This window comes from Acetobacter lambici (genome assembly GCF_011516885.1).
GTDB classification, from domain to species: domain Bacteria; phylum Pseudomonadota; class Alphaproteobacteria; order Acetobacterales; family Acetobacteraceae; genus Acetobacter; species Acetobacter lambici.
Genome location: NZ_WOTD01000009.1, coordinates 38,930 through 55,706 on the forward strand (window position 1 = coordinate 38,930; position 16,777 = coordinate 55,706).

Consider the following 16,777-nt stretch of genomic DNA (forward strand, 5'->3'; position numbering starts at 1 on the left):
GAATGCCAGCCTTTCCAATAAATGTCAGTCTGCGGACCGAGGAGTTCCTCCGCCGCTACACTCAACGTGGAAAGCGCGTGCGCAGATGCAACCCCGCATGGGCAAAGACTCCGGCTCTCACATAAACGTGACAAACCCGTAACCCCACCCCGCCAGACTTTTGCCTTGCCCCCGGCCTGTGCGTAGGTGCTGCACGGAGCACGGAGCACGGAGCACGGAGCACGGAGCACGGAGCACGGAGTGTTCGGGGTGGTGGGTTGGTTACACCTCGCTTTTAAGCGGGCGGCTGAGCAGGCTGTGTGTGGCCTGGGCCAACGTGATCTGCCCTTCCATAAAGGCGGCAATGCAGTCGGTAATGGGGGTTTCCACCCCATGTGCGCGGGCAAGGGCTTGCAGAGCGGCAGCCGTTGTAACCCCTTCGGCCACGCCGGGCAGGCTGTTCAGTGCTGTGTGGGTGGTCATGCCCTGCCCCAGTGCCAGACCCATCTGATAATTGCGAGAGGAGGCTCCGGTGCAGGTCAGCAGCAGATCCCCCAACCCCGCAAGGCCTGCCAGTGTTGCGGCCTGCCCGCCAAGGGCAATGGCCAGCCGGGTTATTTCGGCCAGCCCACGGGTAATCAGGGCAGCGCGGGCGTTCTCGCCCAGACCTGCGCCAATGGTCACGCCGGAGGCCACGGCAATAACATTCTTGGCGGCAGCCCCCAGTTGCACCCCCACACAGTCCGTACTGGCATAAAGGCGGAACAGGGGGGTGGACAGCAGGCTGCTCAGGCTTTGTGCCCGCGCGGCATCGGGGGCGGCCAGCACAGCGGCAGCGGGCAGGCCCGCGGCAATTTCACGCGCAAAGTTGGGGCCGCACAGCACGGCACCGGGCACATCGGGGCGTTCGCGCGCCAGAATATCCAGCGGAAAAGCCAATGTTTTGCGCTCTATGCCCTTGCAGCACAGTATGGCGGCAACGCCTGCGGGCAGCATGGGCAGGACGGAGGCCAGATACTGCGTGGGCACCGCCACCAGAACACAGCGTGGTGCAACCTGTGGCAGTGTGGAGCAGGGGTGAATGGTGGGGGGGAGCGGGTAGTCCGGCAGGCGCGGCATGGCCCCGTTGGGTAGGGTCTGCGCGTTGCGCGCCCACAGGTACACCGGCACTCCGGTGCGCGTGGCGTGCAGGGCCAGTGCAGTGCCCCATGCCCCCCCGCCCAATACAAAAACAGGATCGCTCATATCCGCATCGGTGCCAGAAGCCCGGCTCCTGCGCAAGCGTGGGAAAGGTGGGGGTGGCAGGTGTTGGTCGGGCGTGCTGGTATTCAGGCGGAGGCTGCCAGAGCCACACCCTGCTGGCGTGCCGCATGGGCGGCCAGTTCAGCCTGCTGGATGTGCCTTAGCTTGGCTTCACGCAGCAGGCACACAACGCCTTTAACGCAGTTGCCGCACTGGGCCTTGCATCCACGCGCGGCATAAATCTCACGCGGGTGGTTTGCGCCATCGGCCACGGCGGCTTCAACGTCTTTATGAGTCAGTAGGTTGCAGGAGCAGACAACCATTACTTTGCACCTCAAGATTGCGAGTCTGATCCTACTCAACCATAAATGAGAATTAGTCGCAATACTTTCTGCGCATATTGCGCATATCGTGTGCTGGACGCCTCCAAAAAGTGATCGGGGGAAGGGGCTCGGCCCCCAGTTCCACGGTCGCGCGTGGGGTCAACCCCGGTGGGGGAGGGGGAAGAGCCGGTCGTAAGCCATGTTGAACAAAAAGGCGTAGGCCAGATAAAACAGGGCGAGCGAGAGCGAGAGCGGCAGTGTGGCAACCATGGAGGCATGGGTGTACAGCGCAATGCCCGGCACAAGTGCGAGCTGCAACCCTGCCTCGAACACCAGAGTATGCACCACGCGCACCCGCATGGTCTTGCGCGTGGTGTGGTAAAGGCGGCCCATCACCCGGTCAAAGGCAATGTTGTACAGGTAGTTCCACACCATGGCGGTTATGGCGCTGCCAATGCCAATAACGCCCATGGCGGATTCGTGCAGGCCAAACAGGGCGCTGCCAGAGGGAATGGTAATGGCCAGCGCAAAGGCCTCAAACAACAGAACATGGCGCAGGCGGTCCATGCCCGAGCGCATGGGCACCGCAGGTGGGGCGGCTTGCGTTGCGGGTTGCCCTGCCGTGCTCAGGGCCGTGGGGTGGGTGGAGGAGTAAGTTGACATGGCGGCAATCTATCGCGCCTGATAGTAAAGAAAAGATGGAACCTATCAGAAAAACAGATGGATGAACGTTTCTCTCGAACAGCTTGAAGCCTTTGTGGCCACGGTGGATGCCGGGTCTTTTTCTGCTGCGGCCCGCGCGCTGGGGCGGGCGCAGTCGGCCATAAGCACGCATGTGGCCAATCTGGAGGTGGACCTTGGGGTGGTCCTGTTCGTGCGCACGGGGCGCACCCCGGTGCTGAGCGTGGATGGCGAACGCCTGCTGCGTGAGGCCCGCGTGGTGCTGGACCGGCGCGAACATCTGATAGGCGTTGCCCGCTCGCTGGAAAGCGGGGTGGAGAACAAACTGGTTGTCGCCATAGACGAACTATACCCAGAACACGCCCTTGGCCCGGTTTTTGCCGAGTTCGCACAGGCCTTCCCTCATGTGGAAATGGAAATCCTGTTCCCGCTCATGGAGGATGTGGGCCAGCTTGTGCGTGATGGCGCGGCCCAGCTTGGCGTTATGTGGCAGCAGCACCGCATGCCGCCCGAGCTTGCGTTCCGCACCATTGGGCGGGTGCCGCTCAAACTGGTGTGCGGGCGCAACCACCCGCTCGCACAAGGTGGCCCCGTGGCGTGGGAGGACCTTAAACGCCACCGCCAGATTCTGGTGGCTGCGCGTGGGCGCGAGCGTGAGCGGCATTACCTGCGCGTGGCGGGGGAGGTCTGGTGGGTGGAAAGCCACTGGGTCATTCTGGAACTGGTGCGCCACGGCATAGGCTGGGCCTTTGTGTCCGACCATGTTCTGGCGGCCTCCCCCGCAGCGCCCGATATAGTTGCACTTGAGCAACAATTTGATGCCGGGGACCGTCTGGTGCCTCTTGCGGTGGTCTGGCACGCCAAGGGTTCGCACGGGGTTGCTGCGCGGTGGCTTTTGCAACGATTCTTCAAAAAAGAAGGGAATTTCTAGACTGGAGGGGGGAGCTTCGGCCGACCGATCCGCAGTTGTGTCGGGTTCCCGACATGTGTCTTTAATTTTGTGTTGAAAAGGCAACAGTAACGGCTATGATACGAAAATCCTGATGGAAACGAGAGAAAAAACAGGTCTGCATGTCCGTTCTTAGCCCCCGCAAATCATGGCTTGGCCTGCTTCTTGGCAGTGCGGCCTTTTTTTCAGCAGCCACCGTTCAGGCCGCCGAACCCGTCCTGCAAACCGAGCAGAGCGACGTGGTCACCCTAAAGCCCTACAGCCCCCACACCATTTTGGTGGAAGACGCGGTTTACACCCATAACAAGGATGGCCGTGTGGATGTGGTGGACGCCGACCGTGGCGTTCTGCTGGGCATGGTGCAGGCCGCCTACAACCCCAACGTGGTGCTCACCCCCGACGCCAGCCACTTTTATGTGGGGGAAACCACATGGGAGCGCGGCAATCGTGGCGCGCGCAATGACCTGCTGGCCGAATACGATGCCCAGACGCTCAAGCTCACGGCGGACGAAAAACTGCCCTCGCGCGCGCTGGTTACGCCCAAGCGCAACAATCTGGCCATCAGTGCCGATGGCGCACGGGTCTATGTGTACCAGATGAGCCCCGCCAATGCGGTGGAAGTGGTGGACACAAAGGAACACAAGGTTACCCATACGGTGGAAATCCCCGGTTGCGCACTGGCCTACGCCTGGGGCAATGCCGGTTTTTCTTCCCTGTGTGGTGATGGTACGCTGAGCAATGTCAGCATCGAGGCCGATGGCAAAGCCAGTGTAACCCACAGCACTGCGTTCTTTGAGCCCGATAAAGACGGTATTTTTGAACAAAGCCCCAGTGTGGCCAAAGACGGCGCAACGTATTTTATCAGCTATAGCGGCAAGGTTTACCCAACCACCCTGTCCGCCAATAGTGTTGTGCAACCTGCATGGTCCTTGCAGGAAGGGGCCGGGCTTAAACCCGCATCCGATGCCACCGCACCGTTTGAGGTCACATGGCGTCCGGGTGGGTGGCAGATGTCCGCCCTGCACAAAGAGGCACACGAACTGTACGTGCTCATGCACCGTGGCACCTTCTGGACCCATAAGGATGCAGGGACCGAGGTATGGGTGTACAACACGGACACGCACAAGCGGATCCGCCGCATGCCGCTCAAGGTCGCCAGCACCATGGTTGGCATCACGCAGGATGCGGCTCCTTTGATGTTTACGGCGGATGAGGAAGGGAACTTCTTTATCTCCGACGCCCGCACCGGCAAGCTGTTGCGGACCATGAAAGGGCTTGGCACGTCTTTAATTTTCACGGTTGCGCCGGGTGAAGGATGAGCCTTCAGGCGTCAGTCTCCGTGGTGCCTGTATGGTGCGCTGAGGCAGGGCAACTGGTTGCGGCTTTGTGTGCTGGTGGCGTGGGTGCGCTGTTTCTGGTCGCCGGTGTTGCCAAACTGCGTGCGCATGACACGTTTTTGGGCACATTGGCCGCATACCGTCTGCTACCGGACTGGTCTTACGAAAGTGCGGCATGGGCGCTTGCCCTGTCCGAAACTGGCGTAGCTATCCTGCTGTTTTCAGGTATCGGGGCGTCTGCTGGTAGCATTGCGGCGGCAACTTTGCTGGTCGTGTTTGCTTGCGCCATGGGCATGAACGTGCTGCGTGGGCGCACGGACCTGTCCTGTGGTTGCACGCCCGGTGTTGCCGGTCAAAAGCTTTCATGGGCGGTAGTGCTGCGTACGCTGGCCTGTGCCGGGGTTGCTCTTGTGCCGTATGTGGGCCTTGCGTTCGGGCATGGGGTTCTGCCTCTGGTCTGGGGGCAGGGTGTTGTGGGGGGTGTGTGCGTGTACCTGTTGTGGCAGGCCATGCAGGTGCTCCCGCCGGTGCAGGTGCCCGGTTCGGCAGGGCAGGAGCACGGAGCATGATCGTTCTGCTTTACGTGTGGCAGGCGGTTCTTGTGCTGCTGGTGCTGGTGCTTGCCGTGGTGCTGGTCGCACTGGCCCGCCAGATTGGTGTGCTGCACGAACGGCTTGCCCCACTGGGGGATCAGGAGGTCAAGCCCGGTCTGGATGTGGGGCAGGTTGTTCCGCGTCTGATCCTGCACACGCTTGATGGCGCGCCCTTTACCGTGGGGGATGTGCTTCCCGCAGGCCGCAGGCAGCTTTTGCTGTTTGTGGCGGCGGAGTGCCCTGTGTGCAAACGGGTTTCCCCCATTGCGCGCCAGATTGCTGCCGAACGCGGGCTGGACCTTGTGTTTGTGGGGGACGGTCCCGAGCCCGAACTGAAAGCCATGCAGCAGGCCCGACCAGAAATGCAGGGCGTGCCCCTTGTGACCGGGGTTGAACTGGCTCTGGTCCTTCAGATCAATCGTATGCCATCCGTGGTGCTGCTTGATGAGCGCGGCACCATACTGGCCAAAAAACTTGTTAATACCCGCCGGCAGATTGAAGGGGTGCTGGACGGCGTGGCCTCCACCCACCCCGCAGCGCCAGCCGATACAGGAGCGAATGCGCATGTTGCCTTCTGAACACACTCAAAAAACGGAACAGGGCGTGTCCCTGTTCGACCGTCTGACTGAATCCGTGCTGCGCCATTTTGCAGGCCGCACGTCCCGCCGTGGTGTGGTGGCCCGTCTGGGTGGGCTTGCGGCGGCTGTGCCGCTGTTCCCCCTGCTGCCGGTCAGCCGTGCTTCGGCCGCAACGTCTGCCGCGGGCAAGGTTGCATCCAAAGCCCCAACGCCGTTTGGGGCCAAGGCGCAGGTCAAGGACCCCAATGCGTGCGATTACTGGCGTTACTGCGCCATTGACGGCAATCTTTGCACCTCCTGTGGTGGTGGTGTGCATAGCTGCCCGCCGGGTACGGCACCGTCCCCCACATCGTGGATCGGGAGCTGCTACAACCCGCAGGATGGCAATTCCTACATGATTGCCTACCGTGACTGCTGTGGTCAGGATTCGTGTAACGAGGTGACCTGCCTTGGCACGGATGGCGACCAGCCTTCCTACCGCCCCATGGCCAATAACGACATTATCTGGTGCTTTGGCACCGGCACGTCGGAAATGTATAACTGCTCCACCGCAGCCGTGATCGGGAAAGCCTCCTGATCATGCGCGCAGCGTTGTTGCGTTGTGTTCTGCCTGCCTGCGTTACGGTGCTGGCTCTTATGGCTGGTGCCGTGCGTGCCCATGCGGTGCCAGATGCCGTGGTAGGTGCGACAACTTTAAGCCACACACAGTCGGTTTATGTTTCGCACTGTGGTGGGTGCCACGGGATAGAGGGCATATCCGGCCCGACCTTTGTGCCCATGCTGCGCAATAGTGTGGGCAGCTTTGCCTGCACGCAGGAAGGGCGGTCCTATCTGGTGCGTGTGCCCGGTGTGTCCATGTCCCTCATCCGGGATGACCAGACACTCGCGGATGTTATGAACTTTGTGCTGATCACGTTAGGTGGAACCAGCACACCGCCGGACTTTAAGCCCTATACGGCGGCCGAGGTGCATACGTGGCGGGCACATCCGCTCTCTGGCCCGGACTTTATGGCGTTGCGCGCACATGTGCTGGAGCGCTCGCTTGCGGCCTGCGCGCACAGACCGGGCAAGGGCTGAGCGTTACGGGTGCTGTGGCCCGTAGGCCACAGCACGGACGGCAAGAGTGCCAGATGACATGAAAACTTAAAATGACTTTTGATCAGTCCTCATCCAGCCTGTACCAAGCACAAACTCTATTCACCCGCTTTGCCGGACCTTTTCGTTCTGATTTGTGGAGCTAAAAACGAATGTTTCTTCGCCGTCCTTTGCCTGTAGGCATGTGGCTGACCATGCAACTGGCGGCGCTGCCCGCTCTGGCGCAGGAAAAAATAACCCCCGGTGATGCCGCTCGCCCTCTGGTGCTGGAAGAAACCCCGGCGGAAAAAGCACAGGCGGACAAGGAAGAGGTTAATCTTAAACCCACCAAGAACCACACATGGTTTGACGATCTGGAAGGCCACCTTGTGGTCGAAGCCGGTGTTAACGGTAACCCGTGGACACACACAGGCCGCAACTGGGCGCAGTCCTACGTGGACCGGGCCAACACCGCCACACTTAACCAGATTACAGGCACACTCTCCCACCCCACGACCGATATTGGCGGGGGCTACGGCATAGGGTTTGTGTTTGAGGTGCTGTACGGTTCGGATGCGCGCTTTAACCCGACCATTGGCATGGGCGATGGCAACCTGACGGGCATGTACCAGTGGGCTCCCACACAGGCCCATATTGATGCGCATCTGCCATGGCTGAGCAAGGGGGGCATAGACCTCCAGATTGGCCAGCAATACGGTATTCAGGGTTTTGAAGGGACGGATGCGCTGGAACGTCCGTTTTATTCCTACAACTATTCATCCGATTACATTGTCCCGTTCGAAACCGTGGGCGTGCTGGCCACATGGCACATGACCGACACGGTTGCGTGGGTTATGGGGGTGAACGCAGGCAACTCCACCACGTTTGGCGGGGCCAAAAACAACAAGCGCCCCAAAGGGTATTTTGGCGTGCAGTTGAGCGGGCTTATGGATGGCAAGCTGGATGTGGCGGCAATCGGTTACCTTGGCCCGCAGCAGAGCGTGTATGACATTGGCAACCGAGCCAACCAGAAAATGGAATATATTGGCGATATTCTGGCGACATACAAACTGAACGACACCAGCTCCATTACGCTCAATGCCACCTACTTCCACGATGACTACCTACAGGACGACGTGTACGGCATTACCACCTACTTCTCGCATGACTTCTCGCCCTGGCTCACCTTCAATGCACGAGGCGAAATTTTCCGGGATAATAACGGCGACGTGGTGGACAACAATACCTCCACCATGTCCTACGTGAACGAACTGCGCGGGCGCAGCTACTCCTACGATTACGCACCGGGCACCACCTATGGGGAACTGACCGTGGGTGTGACCTACCGGCCAGAGTTCCTCAAACTGCCACGCGGCAGCTTTTCCATCCGCCCCGAAGTGCGGCTGGACAAGTCGCTCAACGGCACCCGTCCGTTCAACCGCGTTTCTCCCACGGATGACCCGACCGTCAACTACGCCAACAACGGCACCAACAACATGTTCTGGTTCAGTTGCGATGCCATCTGGTCTTACTGATCGCACAGGCCGGAAGGGCGAGGGGGCGGAAGCATGACACAGGCAGGCCTGCAAACCCTTGTTCTCATGAATGGTATGCTGAGCCTGTTGCTTTGTGCGGCGTTTTTTGTAGCGTATCGCATGGTGCTAAGGCTGCGCAGGCTTTTTCAGGAAATTGCCCCCGTGGGTGCGTTAACCAACGCACGCGGCCCCCAGCCGGGGGATGCCTGCCCCACAGGTGCGTTTGCAACGCTGGATGGGCAGAGCATGGCGCTAGCCGGTGGGGCCATGCCCCGCCTGCTTCTGTTTGTGTCCGCCACGTGCCCGATCTCGCGCAAAATTATCCCTCTTGCCCGCAGCTTTTGCGCGGCGGAGCAATTGGAGCTGGTTCTGGCGGGGGATGATAACCCGGCAGTGCAGGCCCATTTTGCACAGCAGACGGGTACGCCGCCCGCCCGGTTTATCAATGACCCCGCATTGGGCCGGGCGCTGGAGGTGGACAAACTCCCCGCCGCCTTTTTGCTGGACCAGCAGGGCGAACTGATTGCACGCGGGCTGGTGAACAACCGTGAACACTTGGAAAGTCTGCTCAATGCGTGGGAGAGCGGGTTTGGCACGGTGCAGGCTTATATTACCCATACCCGCAAAGCTGGCCGGGCTACCGTTTAAGGCTGCAAGGCCGGGTTGGTGGCCCTGTTTGTGGCTGCGTGCCAGCTTACCATGCGTACCCGGCCTGCCTGATCCCGCCTTGTGGATGGCGGAACCTTCATGCACACAGAAGCGTTGAGAATAATCCGTGCGGGGGACTGCACAGGGTCCATCCATAATCAAGGAGAACGCAGGCGTGAGCATTCCTGAACTAACCCTGAACGATGGCCGGAGCTTTCCACTTATAGCTTTTGGTACATACAAACTGAACGGCGCAGCGGGCGTGCAAGGCATGGTGAGCGCGCTGGACGTTGGCTACCGTGCGCTCGATAGCGCCTTTAATTACGAAAACGAAGGAGCCGTGGGCGAAGCCGTGCGCAAAAGCGGACGCTCGCGCGAGGAGTTGAGCATTGCCTCCAAACTGCCCGGCCGCCACCAGAAATATGATGAGGCCCTGACCTGTATTGAGGAATCCCTCTACCGAGCAGGGCTGGACTATTACGACCTGTACTTCATCCACTGGCCCAACCCCAAGCAGGGGCTGTATGTGGAGGCATGGCAGGCCCTGATCGAGGCGCAAAAGCGTGGTTATGTGCGCTCCATTGCCGTGTGCAATTTTCTGGCCGAGCATCTGGACAAGCTGAATGCCGAGACCGGGGTGCTGCCCACCATCAACCAGATCGAGCTTTCGCCCTACTTCCCGCAGGACGATATGCGGGCCTATCACCAGAAGCACGGCATTGTGACCGAAGGCTGGAGCCCGATTGGTCGTGGTGGCAAAATTCTGTCTGATGACCTGATCGCGGGCATTGCCAAACGGCTGGGCAAAAGTTCGGCGCAGGTGGTGTTGCGCTGGCATGTGCAGGTCGGGTCCGTGCCCATTCCCAAAGCCTCGCACCGGGAGCGCCAGCTTGAAAACATGTCCGTGTTCGACTTTGAACTGACGGATCAGGACATGAAGGATATTGCAACCCTCGCCCGCCCCGATGGGCGCTCCTTCGGGCAGGACCCCGCAACGTACGAGGAGTTCTAAGAGCCGTTGGGGCATGGATAGCCTCAAGCTCGCACAGCTCAGGTTTTTTTGCGCCGTTATGGAGGCAGGCTCGATTGTGGCTGCCTCCCGCCGCCTGAACTGTGTTGCCTCCAACGTAACGGCTCGCCTGCGGGAGTTGGAGCAGATTGTTGGCCAGCCCCTGTTCCTGCGGGAAAAGGGACGGCTGATCGAAACCCCGGCAGGGCGGGCGTTTTACGCTCAGGCGCATGAGGTTGTGCAAAAAGCCTCGGCCCTTGAGCATTTTTTTGAACCCGACGTGCCCCGTGGCGTGCTCCGGCTGGGGGCGCTGGATGTGGCGTTACACCATTTTTTGCCCCAGCGGCTCCCTTCCTTCATGCAGGCGTTCGCGGATGTGGAATTGCACCTGCTCAAACGTGCGAGCTACACGCTGGAGCAGATGTTAATGGAGCGTGAGCTTGATCTGGCCCTGACCGACGGGCCGATCGAACACCCATTGCTGCAAAGCCGGTTGGTTTTTACGGAGCATCTGCGGCTTGTCGCACCGGCCCATGTGCCGTCTGTTGCTGCTATCAACTGGGCCCGCACGGATGTCCTTTTGTTCAACTCGGATTGTTTTTATCGCAGCGTGTTTGAAAGCTGGATGAAAAAGAACAGGGTTACGCCAAGGCGGATTCAGACAATTGAGTCCTATCAGGTTATTTTTGCCTGCGTGCGCGCGGGCCTTGGGGTCTGCTGTTGCCCCGATGTAATGCTACCAGCCGCCCAAGCACAGGGTCTGCACGTTATGACCCCGCCAGACCTGCCCGCAGCCCCGGTTTATTGCGTGTGGCGGCGCGATGGGGCAACCCCGCTGCTCATACGCTTTGTGGACCATCTGCGCGGCTGCGCTGAATAGGGAATTCATTTTTTGTGAGTTTATTGCTCACATATCATCACTTTTAAAGTGGTGCGCCATCCCCAATACTCATGACCAGAACGGTAAGGAGACTATTGGAAATGTCTGTTAAAAAACATGATCTGTTTATAAACGGCCAGTGGGTCAAACCTGCATCCGGCCAGTACGTAACCATCAAAAACCCGGCAAATGGGGTGGAGGTGGCTGCTGCCGCCAAAGGCAGCGTTGCGGATGTGGACAAGGCCGTGGCCGCTGCCCGCAAGGCCTTTGGGCCGTGGAGTGCCAAAACAGCCTCCGTCAGGGCGGATTATCTGTACGCACTTGAAAACCTTCTTGTGCGGGACAAGGAAAAACTGGCCACCATTATTACGTCCGAAATGGGAAAACCCATTGCGGAGGCACGGGTGGAAGTGGATTTTGCCGCGGGGCTTTTGCGCTTTGCCGCGGAAAATACGCGCCGTTTGCAAGGCGAAATTATTCCCGGTGAGCGTGAGGGCGAAAAAATCCTGATCGACCGTGTGCCCCACGGCGTTGTGGGGGCTATTACGGCATGGAACTTCCCGCTCGCACTGTGCGCGCGCAAAATTGGCCCCGCTCTGGCTGCGGGTAACACCATTGTTGTCAAACCCCATGAGCTAAGCCCACTCTCTGCAATGGCGCTAGCGGCGCTGGCGCAGGAGGCAGGCTTGCCAGAAGGTGTGCTGAACATGGTAACGGGCGATGGCCCCGATGTTGGCGTGCCGTTGGTGGCCCACCCGAATGTGCCGTTTATTACCATGACCGGCTCCACTCCTGCGGGCAAAAAAATCATGGCGGCGGCGGCTGAACACCTGAAGGAAGTGCGGCTCGAACTGGGTGGCAAGGCACCGTTTATTGTTATGGACGATGCGGATATTGAGGCAGCGATTGAAGCTGCGGTCAGTGCGCGCTTTTTTAACGGCGGGCAGGTCTGCACCGCTAACGAGCGGACTTACGTGCATGAGGCGGTGTACGATCAGTTTGCAAAAAGCCTGCGTGCGCGCGTGGAAAAGCTCAAAGTGGGAGATCCCATGCAGGAGGGCACGGACATGGGGCCAAAGGTCAGTCTGGCGGAGTTGGAAAAGGTGGACGCCATGGTGCAAAAAGCCATTGCGCAGGGGGCAAAGCTGGAACTGGGTGGCCACCGGTTGACAGGCGGCCAGTATGACCACGGCACCTACTATGCCCCAACTCTGCTGAGCAATGTGACCCACGGCATGGATATTGTGCATAACGAGGTTTTTGGCCCGGTTTTGTCCCTGCTCAAGGTGCGTGACTTTGATGAAGCCCTGAGACTGGCGAACGAGAGCCAGTATGGCCTGTCCGCATACCTGTTTACCAAGGATCTGGCCCGGGTGCTGCGTATGACGCGGGAGTTGGAATTTGGCGAGGTGTACGTGAACCGAGGAGCAGGGGAAGAACCGCAGGGCTTCCACCATGGTTACAAAAACAGTGGTCTTGGTGGGGAGGACGGGCAGCACGGGCTGGAAGCCTACGTGCAGACCAAGACCATCTACCTGAATGCCTGATTGGCGTTTGGCGCGCGTTATCAGGCTAAAAGCAAAGGCTGCGGAGCATTATGGCTCCGCAGCCTTTTTGTTTGTGTGGTTGGTATAAAGCCCGCGTTAAGCAGTGGTTTTACATTAGGTGCAGGTTATTTTGCCTCTTTGGCGTCATGCACGGCCTGTTCCATGTTGTGGGGTGTCGCCGTGGTAAAGTGGGTCATAACAAAACTGGCAATGTCGGCCAGATCACGCTCGCTCAGCCCACCACCGGCAAAGTGCGGCATGATCTGCACACCCGTTGTGGTTTGCATGCCGCTGCCCTGCACAAGAATCTGCACAAGGTTGCGCCCGTTATCCGCCCCCAGCGAACGCGCACCCGTTATGGTGCCAAAGCTGGACTGGCGGCCTGTGCCATCGGGCATGTGGCAGCCTGCACAGGCAGAAGCATACAGGCGTGCGCCGCGTGTGGTCTGGGGTAATGTGGCATCCCCCGCCGGGGGTGTGGTGCGCTCCACAGTATCTTCGGCCGTATGCAGGGGGGGGATACTGCGCAGGTACACCACCATGGCGTGGATGTCGGGGGCACTCAGGTAGCGCAGGCTGTGGCCCACAACATCGGCCATATCCCCCGCCGCCGTGCCGTGGCCATCCGCATGGCCGGTGGCAAGGTACTGCGCAAGATCCTGATCACTCCATGCGCCAAGCCCGCTCTGTTTGTCCGATGTCAGGTTATATGCCCGCCAGCCATTGACCACATTGCCACCCAACGCGCGCTTGCCATCCAGCCCGAAGGTGGCTGTGCGCGGGGTGTGGCAGTCCGCGCAATGGCCCGGCCCTTCCACCAGGTAGCGCCCCCGGTTCCAGTCCGCCGGTTTGCCCGGATCATCCGCGTAGCTGGCGGCGGGGCCGTTGAGCATGTTCCAGAACACCATGAGCCCACGTATGGAAAACGGAAATTTGATTGCATTTTCAGGTGTTTTCTGGGGAGATACCGGTAACGTTGCCAGATAGGCGCGTATGTCCCTGACCTGTGCTTCGCTCATGCGCGCATAAGCGGGGTAAGGCATGGCGGGGTACAGGTGCTTCCAGTGAGGGGATACCCCCTTGCGCACTGCATCCACAAACTGCTGGTCGGTCCATGTGCCAATGCCTGCGGTTTTGTCCGGGGTAATGTTGGGGGCGTACATAACCCCAATTCCGGGCAGGCTGAAGGCCCGGCCACCGGCATAGGGTGTGCCGCCTTCGGCTGTGTGGCAGACCTCGCAATCCGCAGCGCGGGCCAGATACCGCCCGTTTTCCACGCTTGCGGGGGGCGCGGCATGGGCATGGGGCGTGGCGGCCAGCAAGGCTACGCCGCCAAGGAGGCAGGCGGAAAAAGAACCACGGAGGCAGGCATAAACACGGTCCAATGGGTAACGGGGCAGAGTAGTGTCAGGCTGGCCGGTTATGCTGCGTGTGTGCTTGGGGTTACGCATCAGCCCTGCTCCTTGCCAGTTGCCCCATTGCGGGGGGAAAGGAGCGGCAGCGTGCGGTAGCGCCGCCCCTGTGCCGCCGCCATGGCGTTGGCCAGAACGGGGGCAGCGGCAGCGGTTCCGACTTCGCCAATGCCGCCGGGGTCTTCCGTGCTGGGCATGAGCAGAACATCTATTTTGCGTGGAGCTTCGTTCATGCGCATGATGCGCCATGTGTTGAAGTTGTTCTGCTGCACCCGGCCCCCTTCGAGCGTGATCTCGTTATAAAGAGCGGCACTAAAGCCAAAAATCAGCCCGCCTTCGATCTGGGAGACAACCTGATCGGGGTTGAGCACACGCCCGCAATCCACCACGGCAGTCACGCGGTGGATAATTACGTTGTCTGGCTCTGGCATTTCCACTTCCGCAATGCTGGCCATGTAGGAGCCAAAGGCAAACTGCACGGCCACACCGCGTGCGCGTCCCGGTGGCAAAGGGGTGTTCCAGCCTGCGAGCTGTGCAGCCTTGTCCAGTACGGCCAGCGCGCGGGGGTTTTGCGCCAGCATGGCGCGCCGGTAGGCTACGGGGTCCGCTCCTGCGCGGTGGGCCAGTTCGTCTATAAACCCTTCGACCACAAACAGGCCGCGTGTGCCGCCAACACCGCGCCACCATGCGGTAACAACGCCGGGGGCTTCGCGCCGGGCAAATTCCAGCCGGTAGGCGGGATAGGTGTAAGGGGTAATAATGGTGGTGACGGAAAGGTCCTCATCATACCCATCCTTGGTCAGTTCGGGCGGGTCCCAGCGTGCGACCACGGCGGGGCCGACAATGCGGTGGGTCAGGGCGGTTATAAAACCCCTGTCATCCAGTGCCGCAGTCATCTGGTCCACATAGGCGGGGCGGTAGCGGTCGCGCGTCAGATCTTCCTCGCGGCTCCAGATGATTTTGAGCGGGTAGGGGAGCTGGCGTGCGAATTCTATGCACTGGGTAACATATTCATGCTCTAGCCTGCGGCCAAAACCCCCGCCAATATACTGGCAGTGTACGGCTACCTTCTCCTTTGGCAGGCCGGTCAGTTCGACTGCCGTGTCCCGCGCGCGGTCGGCAATTTGCGTGCCGGTCCATATGTCGCATCCATCAGGCCGCACATGGGCTGTGCAGTTTATGGGCTCCATGGGGGCGTGGGCCAGCAGGGGCTGCTGGTAGGTGGCGGTGTACGTGGTGGGGGCATGAGCAATAATGGCCGGGGCATCGCCCTTTGTGTTGGCCACAATGGCGGGGCCGCTCAGCCCGTCGTGCAACTGGTCATATATGGTCTGGGTGGTCACATGGGCGTTGGGGCCGTAGTGCCATTGGGGTTTGAGCGCGCGCAGGCCCTTGCGGGCGGCCCAGTAGTGGTCGGCTACAACGCAGACCGTGTTGTTGGGGGCATTGACCAGAACGGCCTGCACACCATGCACGGCAAGGGCTGCGGCCCGGTTCATGCTGGCCAGCGTGCCGCCCTCCACCGGGCAGGCGGCAACAGTGCCGATTTTTTGCCCCGGTACCTGCACATCCATGCCAAAAATGGCGCGGCCTTCCACTTTGACCGTGCTGTCTATGCGGTGTTGGGGTTTGCCCAGCAGGGTGTAGGTGGCGGGGTCCTTGAGTGTGGGTTTTTGCGGCACGGGCAGGGCTGCCGCCTGTGCGGCCACCGCACCAAAGGGCAGGGTACGGCCGGTAGGCACGTGGATAATTGTGGCCGAGCGGGTTGTGCAGTCCGCCACCTGTGCCTGCCAGCGTGCGGCGGCTGCCTGCACCAGCATGCTGCGTGCGGCGGCCCCCGCCTGACGGAGTGGAAGCCACTCGGTCATGACCGAGGTGGAACCACCCGTAATTTCAGCCCCGGCTCCCGGAGGTGCGGCCTCTATTGCGACCTGCGCCATGTCTATGCCCAGCTCTTCGGCAATGAGCATGACGGAAGACGTGTAAATGCCCTGTCCCATTTCCACGTTGGGCAGAATAAGGGTTATGCGGTTGTCTGCGGCAATGCGGATATAGGCGTTGGGGGCAAAGACCCCCTGCGCGTTTTCGACCAGCATGCCCTGTTCAGCGGCGGTGCCACCAGAGCGGGCAGCGCCCTGTGCGCGGCCATGGTGCATGGTGGGCCAGAATGTGGCCAGCACGAGCGCGCCACCGGCCCCCAGTAACTGCCTGCGGCTGGCCATGGTGGGGCGTGGTGTTGGTGTGGTCATGCCAGTGCTCCCGCCGCGTGGTGAATGGCTGCGCGAATACGCACATACGTGCCGCAGCGGCACAGATTGGCGGACATGGCGCTGTCTATCTGCTCATCCGTGGGGTTGGGCACACTGCGCAGCAGGGCAATGGCGGCCATGATCTGCCCCGGCTGGCAATAGCCGCATTGCACCACGTCCAGCGCTACCCATGCTGCCTGTACGGCCTTTGCCACCGGGTCGGTCGGGGCTACCCCTTCGAGCGTGCTGATGTGCTGCTCCCCGATCAGCCCCACCGGCAGGTTGCATGCCCGCACGGCCCGGCCATCCATATGCACGGTGCATGCACCGCACTGGGCTATGCCGCAGCCGAATTTGGTGGCGTTCAGGCCCAGAACATCGCGCAGAACCCACAGAAGGGGGGTGTCCGGGTCGACATCCACCTGGTGGGATTGTCCGTTTATGTTCAGGCTCAGCATGGTGGCTCCTTGGGGCAGGTCTGAACTCCTCAATGTAATGGAATTGGTGTGTTTCCGAAATGGGATGAGCCGATAAAGTGTTCGGATTTTTTGAAAAATTATCTGTATATTCAAGAATATATTCATATATATGCGAGCACTGCCCGACTGTTGCTGCCCCTATTCCGGCGGGCTTTGCACTGCGCTTACTGCATCCACAAGGCGGCCCTGTGGACTGGTCCGCGCATGTTGTGCCCATGCTGGCTGGCGTGGCTATGGGGTGGTGCCCGGATTACGCGCTATC

The 16,777-nt window shown here is 60.4% G+C and carries 18 protein-coding genes; 11 read left to right on the plus strand and 7 right to left on the minus strand.

Features of this window, described 5'->3' with window-relative positions:
• Nucleotides 1-261: 261 nt before the first annotated feature.
• The 3 genes from GOB86_RS06490 to GOB86_RS06500 all read right to left on the minus strand — a co-directional run bounded on the left by GOB86_RS06490 (nucleotide 262) and on the right by GOB86_RS06500 (nucleotide 2,207).
• Nucleotides 262-1,224: an NAD(P)H-dependent glycerol-3-phosphate dehydrogenase gene (locus tag GOB86_RS06490; protein ID WP_165991551.1), complete on the minus strand. Its 963-nt coding sequence runs from the start codon at nucleotides 1,222-1,224 to the stop codon at nucleotides 262-264.
• Nucleotides 1,225-1,307: 83 nt separating this feature from the next.
• The gene (locus GOB86_RS06495) at nucleotides 1,308-1,544 is read right to left on the minus strand and encodes a (2Fe-2S)-binding protein (RefSeq protein WP_165991552.1); all 237 of its coding nucleotides are present in this window, start codon (nucleotides 1,542-1,544) and stop codon (nucleotides 1,308-1,310) included.
• 159 nt (nucleotides 1,545-1,703) lie between these two features.
• Nucleotides 1,704-2,207 (minus strand): PACE efflux transporter, encoded by a 504-nt coding sequence (locus GOB86_RS06500; RefSeq protein WP_242012531.1) that lies wholly within the window; start codon nucleotides 2,205-2,207, stop codon nucleotides 1,704-1,706.
• Between the two features lie 61 nt (nucleotides 2,208-2,268).
• Here GOB86_RS06500 and GOB86_RS06505 point away from each other — a divergent pair, with 61 nt between their 5' ends.
• From GOB86_RS06505 to GOB86_RS06540, 8 genes are all read left to right on the plus strand, one after another.
• Entirely contained in the window at nucleotides 2,269-3,156 is an 888-nt protein-coding gene (locus GOB86_RS06505) for a LysR family transcriptional regulator (protein ID WP_165991553.1), read from the plus strand.
• A 140-nt stretch (nucleotides 3,157-3,296) separates the two neighbouring features.
• Complete coding sequence (locus GOB86_RS06510; RefSeq protein ID WP_165991554.1) at nucleotides 3,297-4,493, plus strand: amine dehydrogenase large subunit; 1,197 nt, start codon at nucleotides 3,297-3,299, stop codon at nucleotides 4,491-4,493.
• Nucleotides 4,490-5,080, plus strand: coding sequence for a MauE/DoxX family redox-associated membrane protein (locus GOB86_RS06515; RefSeq protein ID WP_165991555.1), 591 nt, complete (start codon nucleotides 4,490-4,492; stop codon nucleotides 5,078-5,080). Before GOB86_RS06510 ends, GOB86_RS06515 begins: the two co-directional genes overlap by 4 nt.
• A complete protein-coding gene (locus GOB86_RS06520; RefSeq protein WP_165991556.1) occupies nucleotides 5,077-5,682 on the plus strand; it encodes a redoxin family protein in 606 nt (201 codons plus the stop codon). Before GOB86_RS06515 ends, GOB86_RS06520 begins: the two co-directional genes overlap by 4 nt.
• Nucleotides 5,669-6,259, plus strand: coding sequence for a methylamine dehydrogenase (amicyanin) small subunit (gene mauA / locus GOB86_RS06525; protein ID WP_165991557.1), 591 nt, complete (start codon nucleotides 5,669-5,671; stop codon nucleotides 6,257-6,259). Before GOB86_RS06520 ends, mauA begins: the two co-directional genes overlap by 14 nt.
• Before the next feature lie 2 nt (nucleotides 6,260-6,261).
• Nucleotides 6,262-6,759, plus strand: coding sequence for a c-type cytochrome (locus tag GOB86_RS06530; RefSeq protein WP_165991558.1), 498 nt, complete (start codon nucleotides 6,262-6,264; stop codon nucleotides 6,757-6,759).
• A gap of 170 nt (nucleotides 6,760-6,929) precedes the next feature.
• Nucleotides 6,930-8,291, plus strand: a complete 1,362-nt coding sequence (locus GOB86_RS06535; RefSeq protein ID WP_165991559.1) for an outer membrane beta-barrel protein — start codon at nucleotides 6,930-6,932, stop codon at nucleotides 8,289-8,291.
• 33 nt (nucleotides 8,292-8,324) lie between these two features.
• Nucleotides 8,325-8,939 (plus strand): thioredoxin domain-containing protein, encoded by a 615-nt coding sequence (locus tag GOB86_RS06540; protein WP_242012532.1) that lies wholly within the window; start codon nucleotides 8,325-8,327, stop codon nucleotides 8,937-8,939.
• Here the strand turns inward: GOB86_RS06540 and GOB86_RS06545 are convergent.
• Complete coding sequence (locus GOB86_RS06545) at nucleotides 8,936-9,082, minus strand: hypothetical protein (RefSeq protein WP_165991560.1); 147 nt, start codon at nucleotides 9,080-9,082, stop codon at nucleotides 8,936-8,938. The two genes, GOB86_RS06540 and GOB86_RS06545, sit on opposite strands and share 4 nt — an antisense overlap.
• Before the next feature lie 32 nt (nucleotides 9,083-9,114).
• On the opposite strand from GOB86_RS06545, the gene GOB86_RS06550 reads away from it, so the two are divergent.
• From GOB86_RS06550 to aldA, 3 genes are all read left to right on the plus strand, one after another.
• The gene (locus GOB86_RS06550; protein WP_165991561.1) at nucleotides 9,115-9,951 is read left to right on the plus strand and encodes an aldo/keto reductase; all 837 of its coding nucleotides are present in this window, start codon (nucleotides 9,115-9,117) and stop codon (nucleotides 9,949-9,951) included.
• A gap of 13 nt (nucleotides 9,952-9,964) precedes the next feature.
• The gene (locus GOB86_RS06555) at nucleotides 9,965-10,828 is read left to right on the plus strand and encodes a LysR family transcriptional regulator (RefSeq protein ID WP_165991562.1); all 864 of its coding nucleotides are present in this window, start codon (nucleotides 9,965-9,967) and stop codon (nucleotides 10,826-10,828) included.
• 101 nt (nucleotides 10,829-10,929) lie between these two features.
• On the plus strand, nucleotides 10,930-12,375 hold the full coding sequence (gene aldA / locus GOB86_RS06560) for an aldehyde dehydrogenase (protein WP_165991563.1): 1,446 nt from the start codon (nucleotides 10,930-10,932) through the stop codon (nucleotides 12,373-12,375).
• A 125-nt stretch (nucleotides 12,376-12,500) separates the two neighbouring features.
• Here the strand turns inward: aldA and GOB86_RS06565 are convergent, their stop codons facing one another.
• Genes GOB86_RS06565 through GOB86_RS06575 form a run of 3 tightly spaced genes read right to left on the minus strand, consistent with a single transcriptional unit; the run spans nucleotide 12,501 to nucleotide 16,494 of the window.
• Nucleotides 12,501-13,826 (minus strand): cytochrome c, encoded by a 1,326-nt coding sequence (locus GOB86_RS06565; RefSeq protein ID WP_165991564.1) that lies wholly within the window; start codon nucleotides 13,824-13,826, stop codon nucleotides 12,501-12,503.
• Nucleotides 13,826-16,036: a xanthine dehydrogenase family protein molybdopterin-binding subunit gene (locus GOB86_RS06570; protein WP_165991565.1), complete on the minus strand. Its 2,211-nt coding sequence runs from the start codon at nucleotides 16,034-16,036 to the stop codon at nucleotides 13,826-13,828. Before GOB86_RS06570 ends, GOB86_RS06565 begins: the two co-directional genes overlap by 1 nt.
• Entirely contained in the window at nucleotides 16,033-16,494 is a 462-nt protein-coding gene (locus GOB86_RS06575) for a (2Fe-2S)-binding protein (RefSeq protein ID WP_165991566.1), read from the minus strand. The genes GOB86_RS06570 and GOB86_RS06575 overlap by 4 nt, the downstream gene beginning before the upstream one ends.
• Nucleotides 16,495-16,777 lie beyond the last annotated feature (283 nt).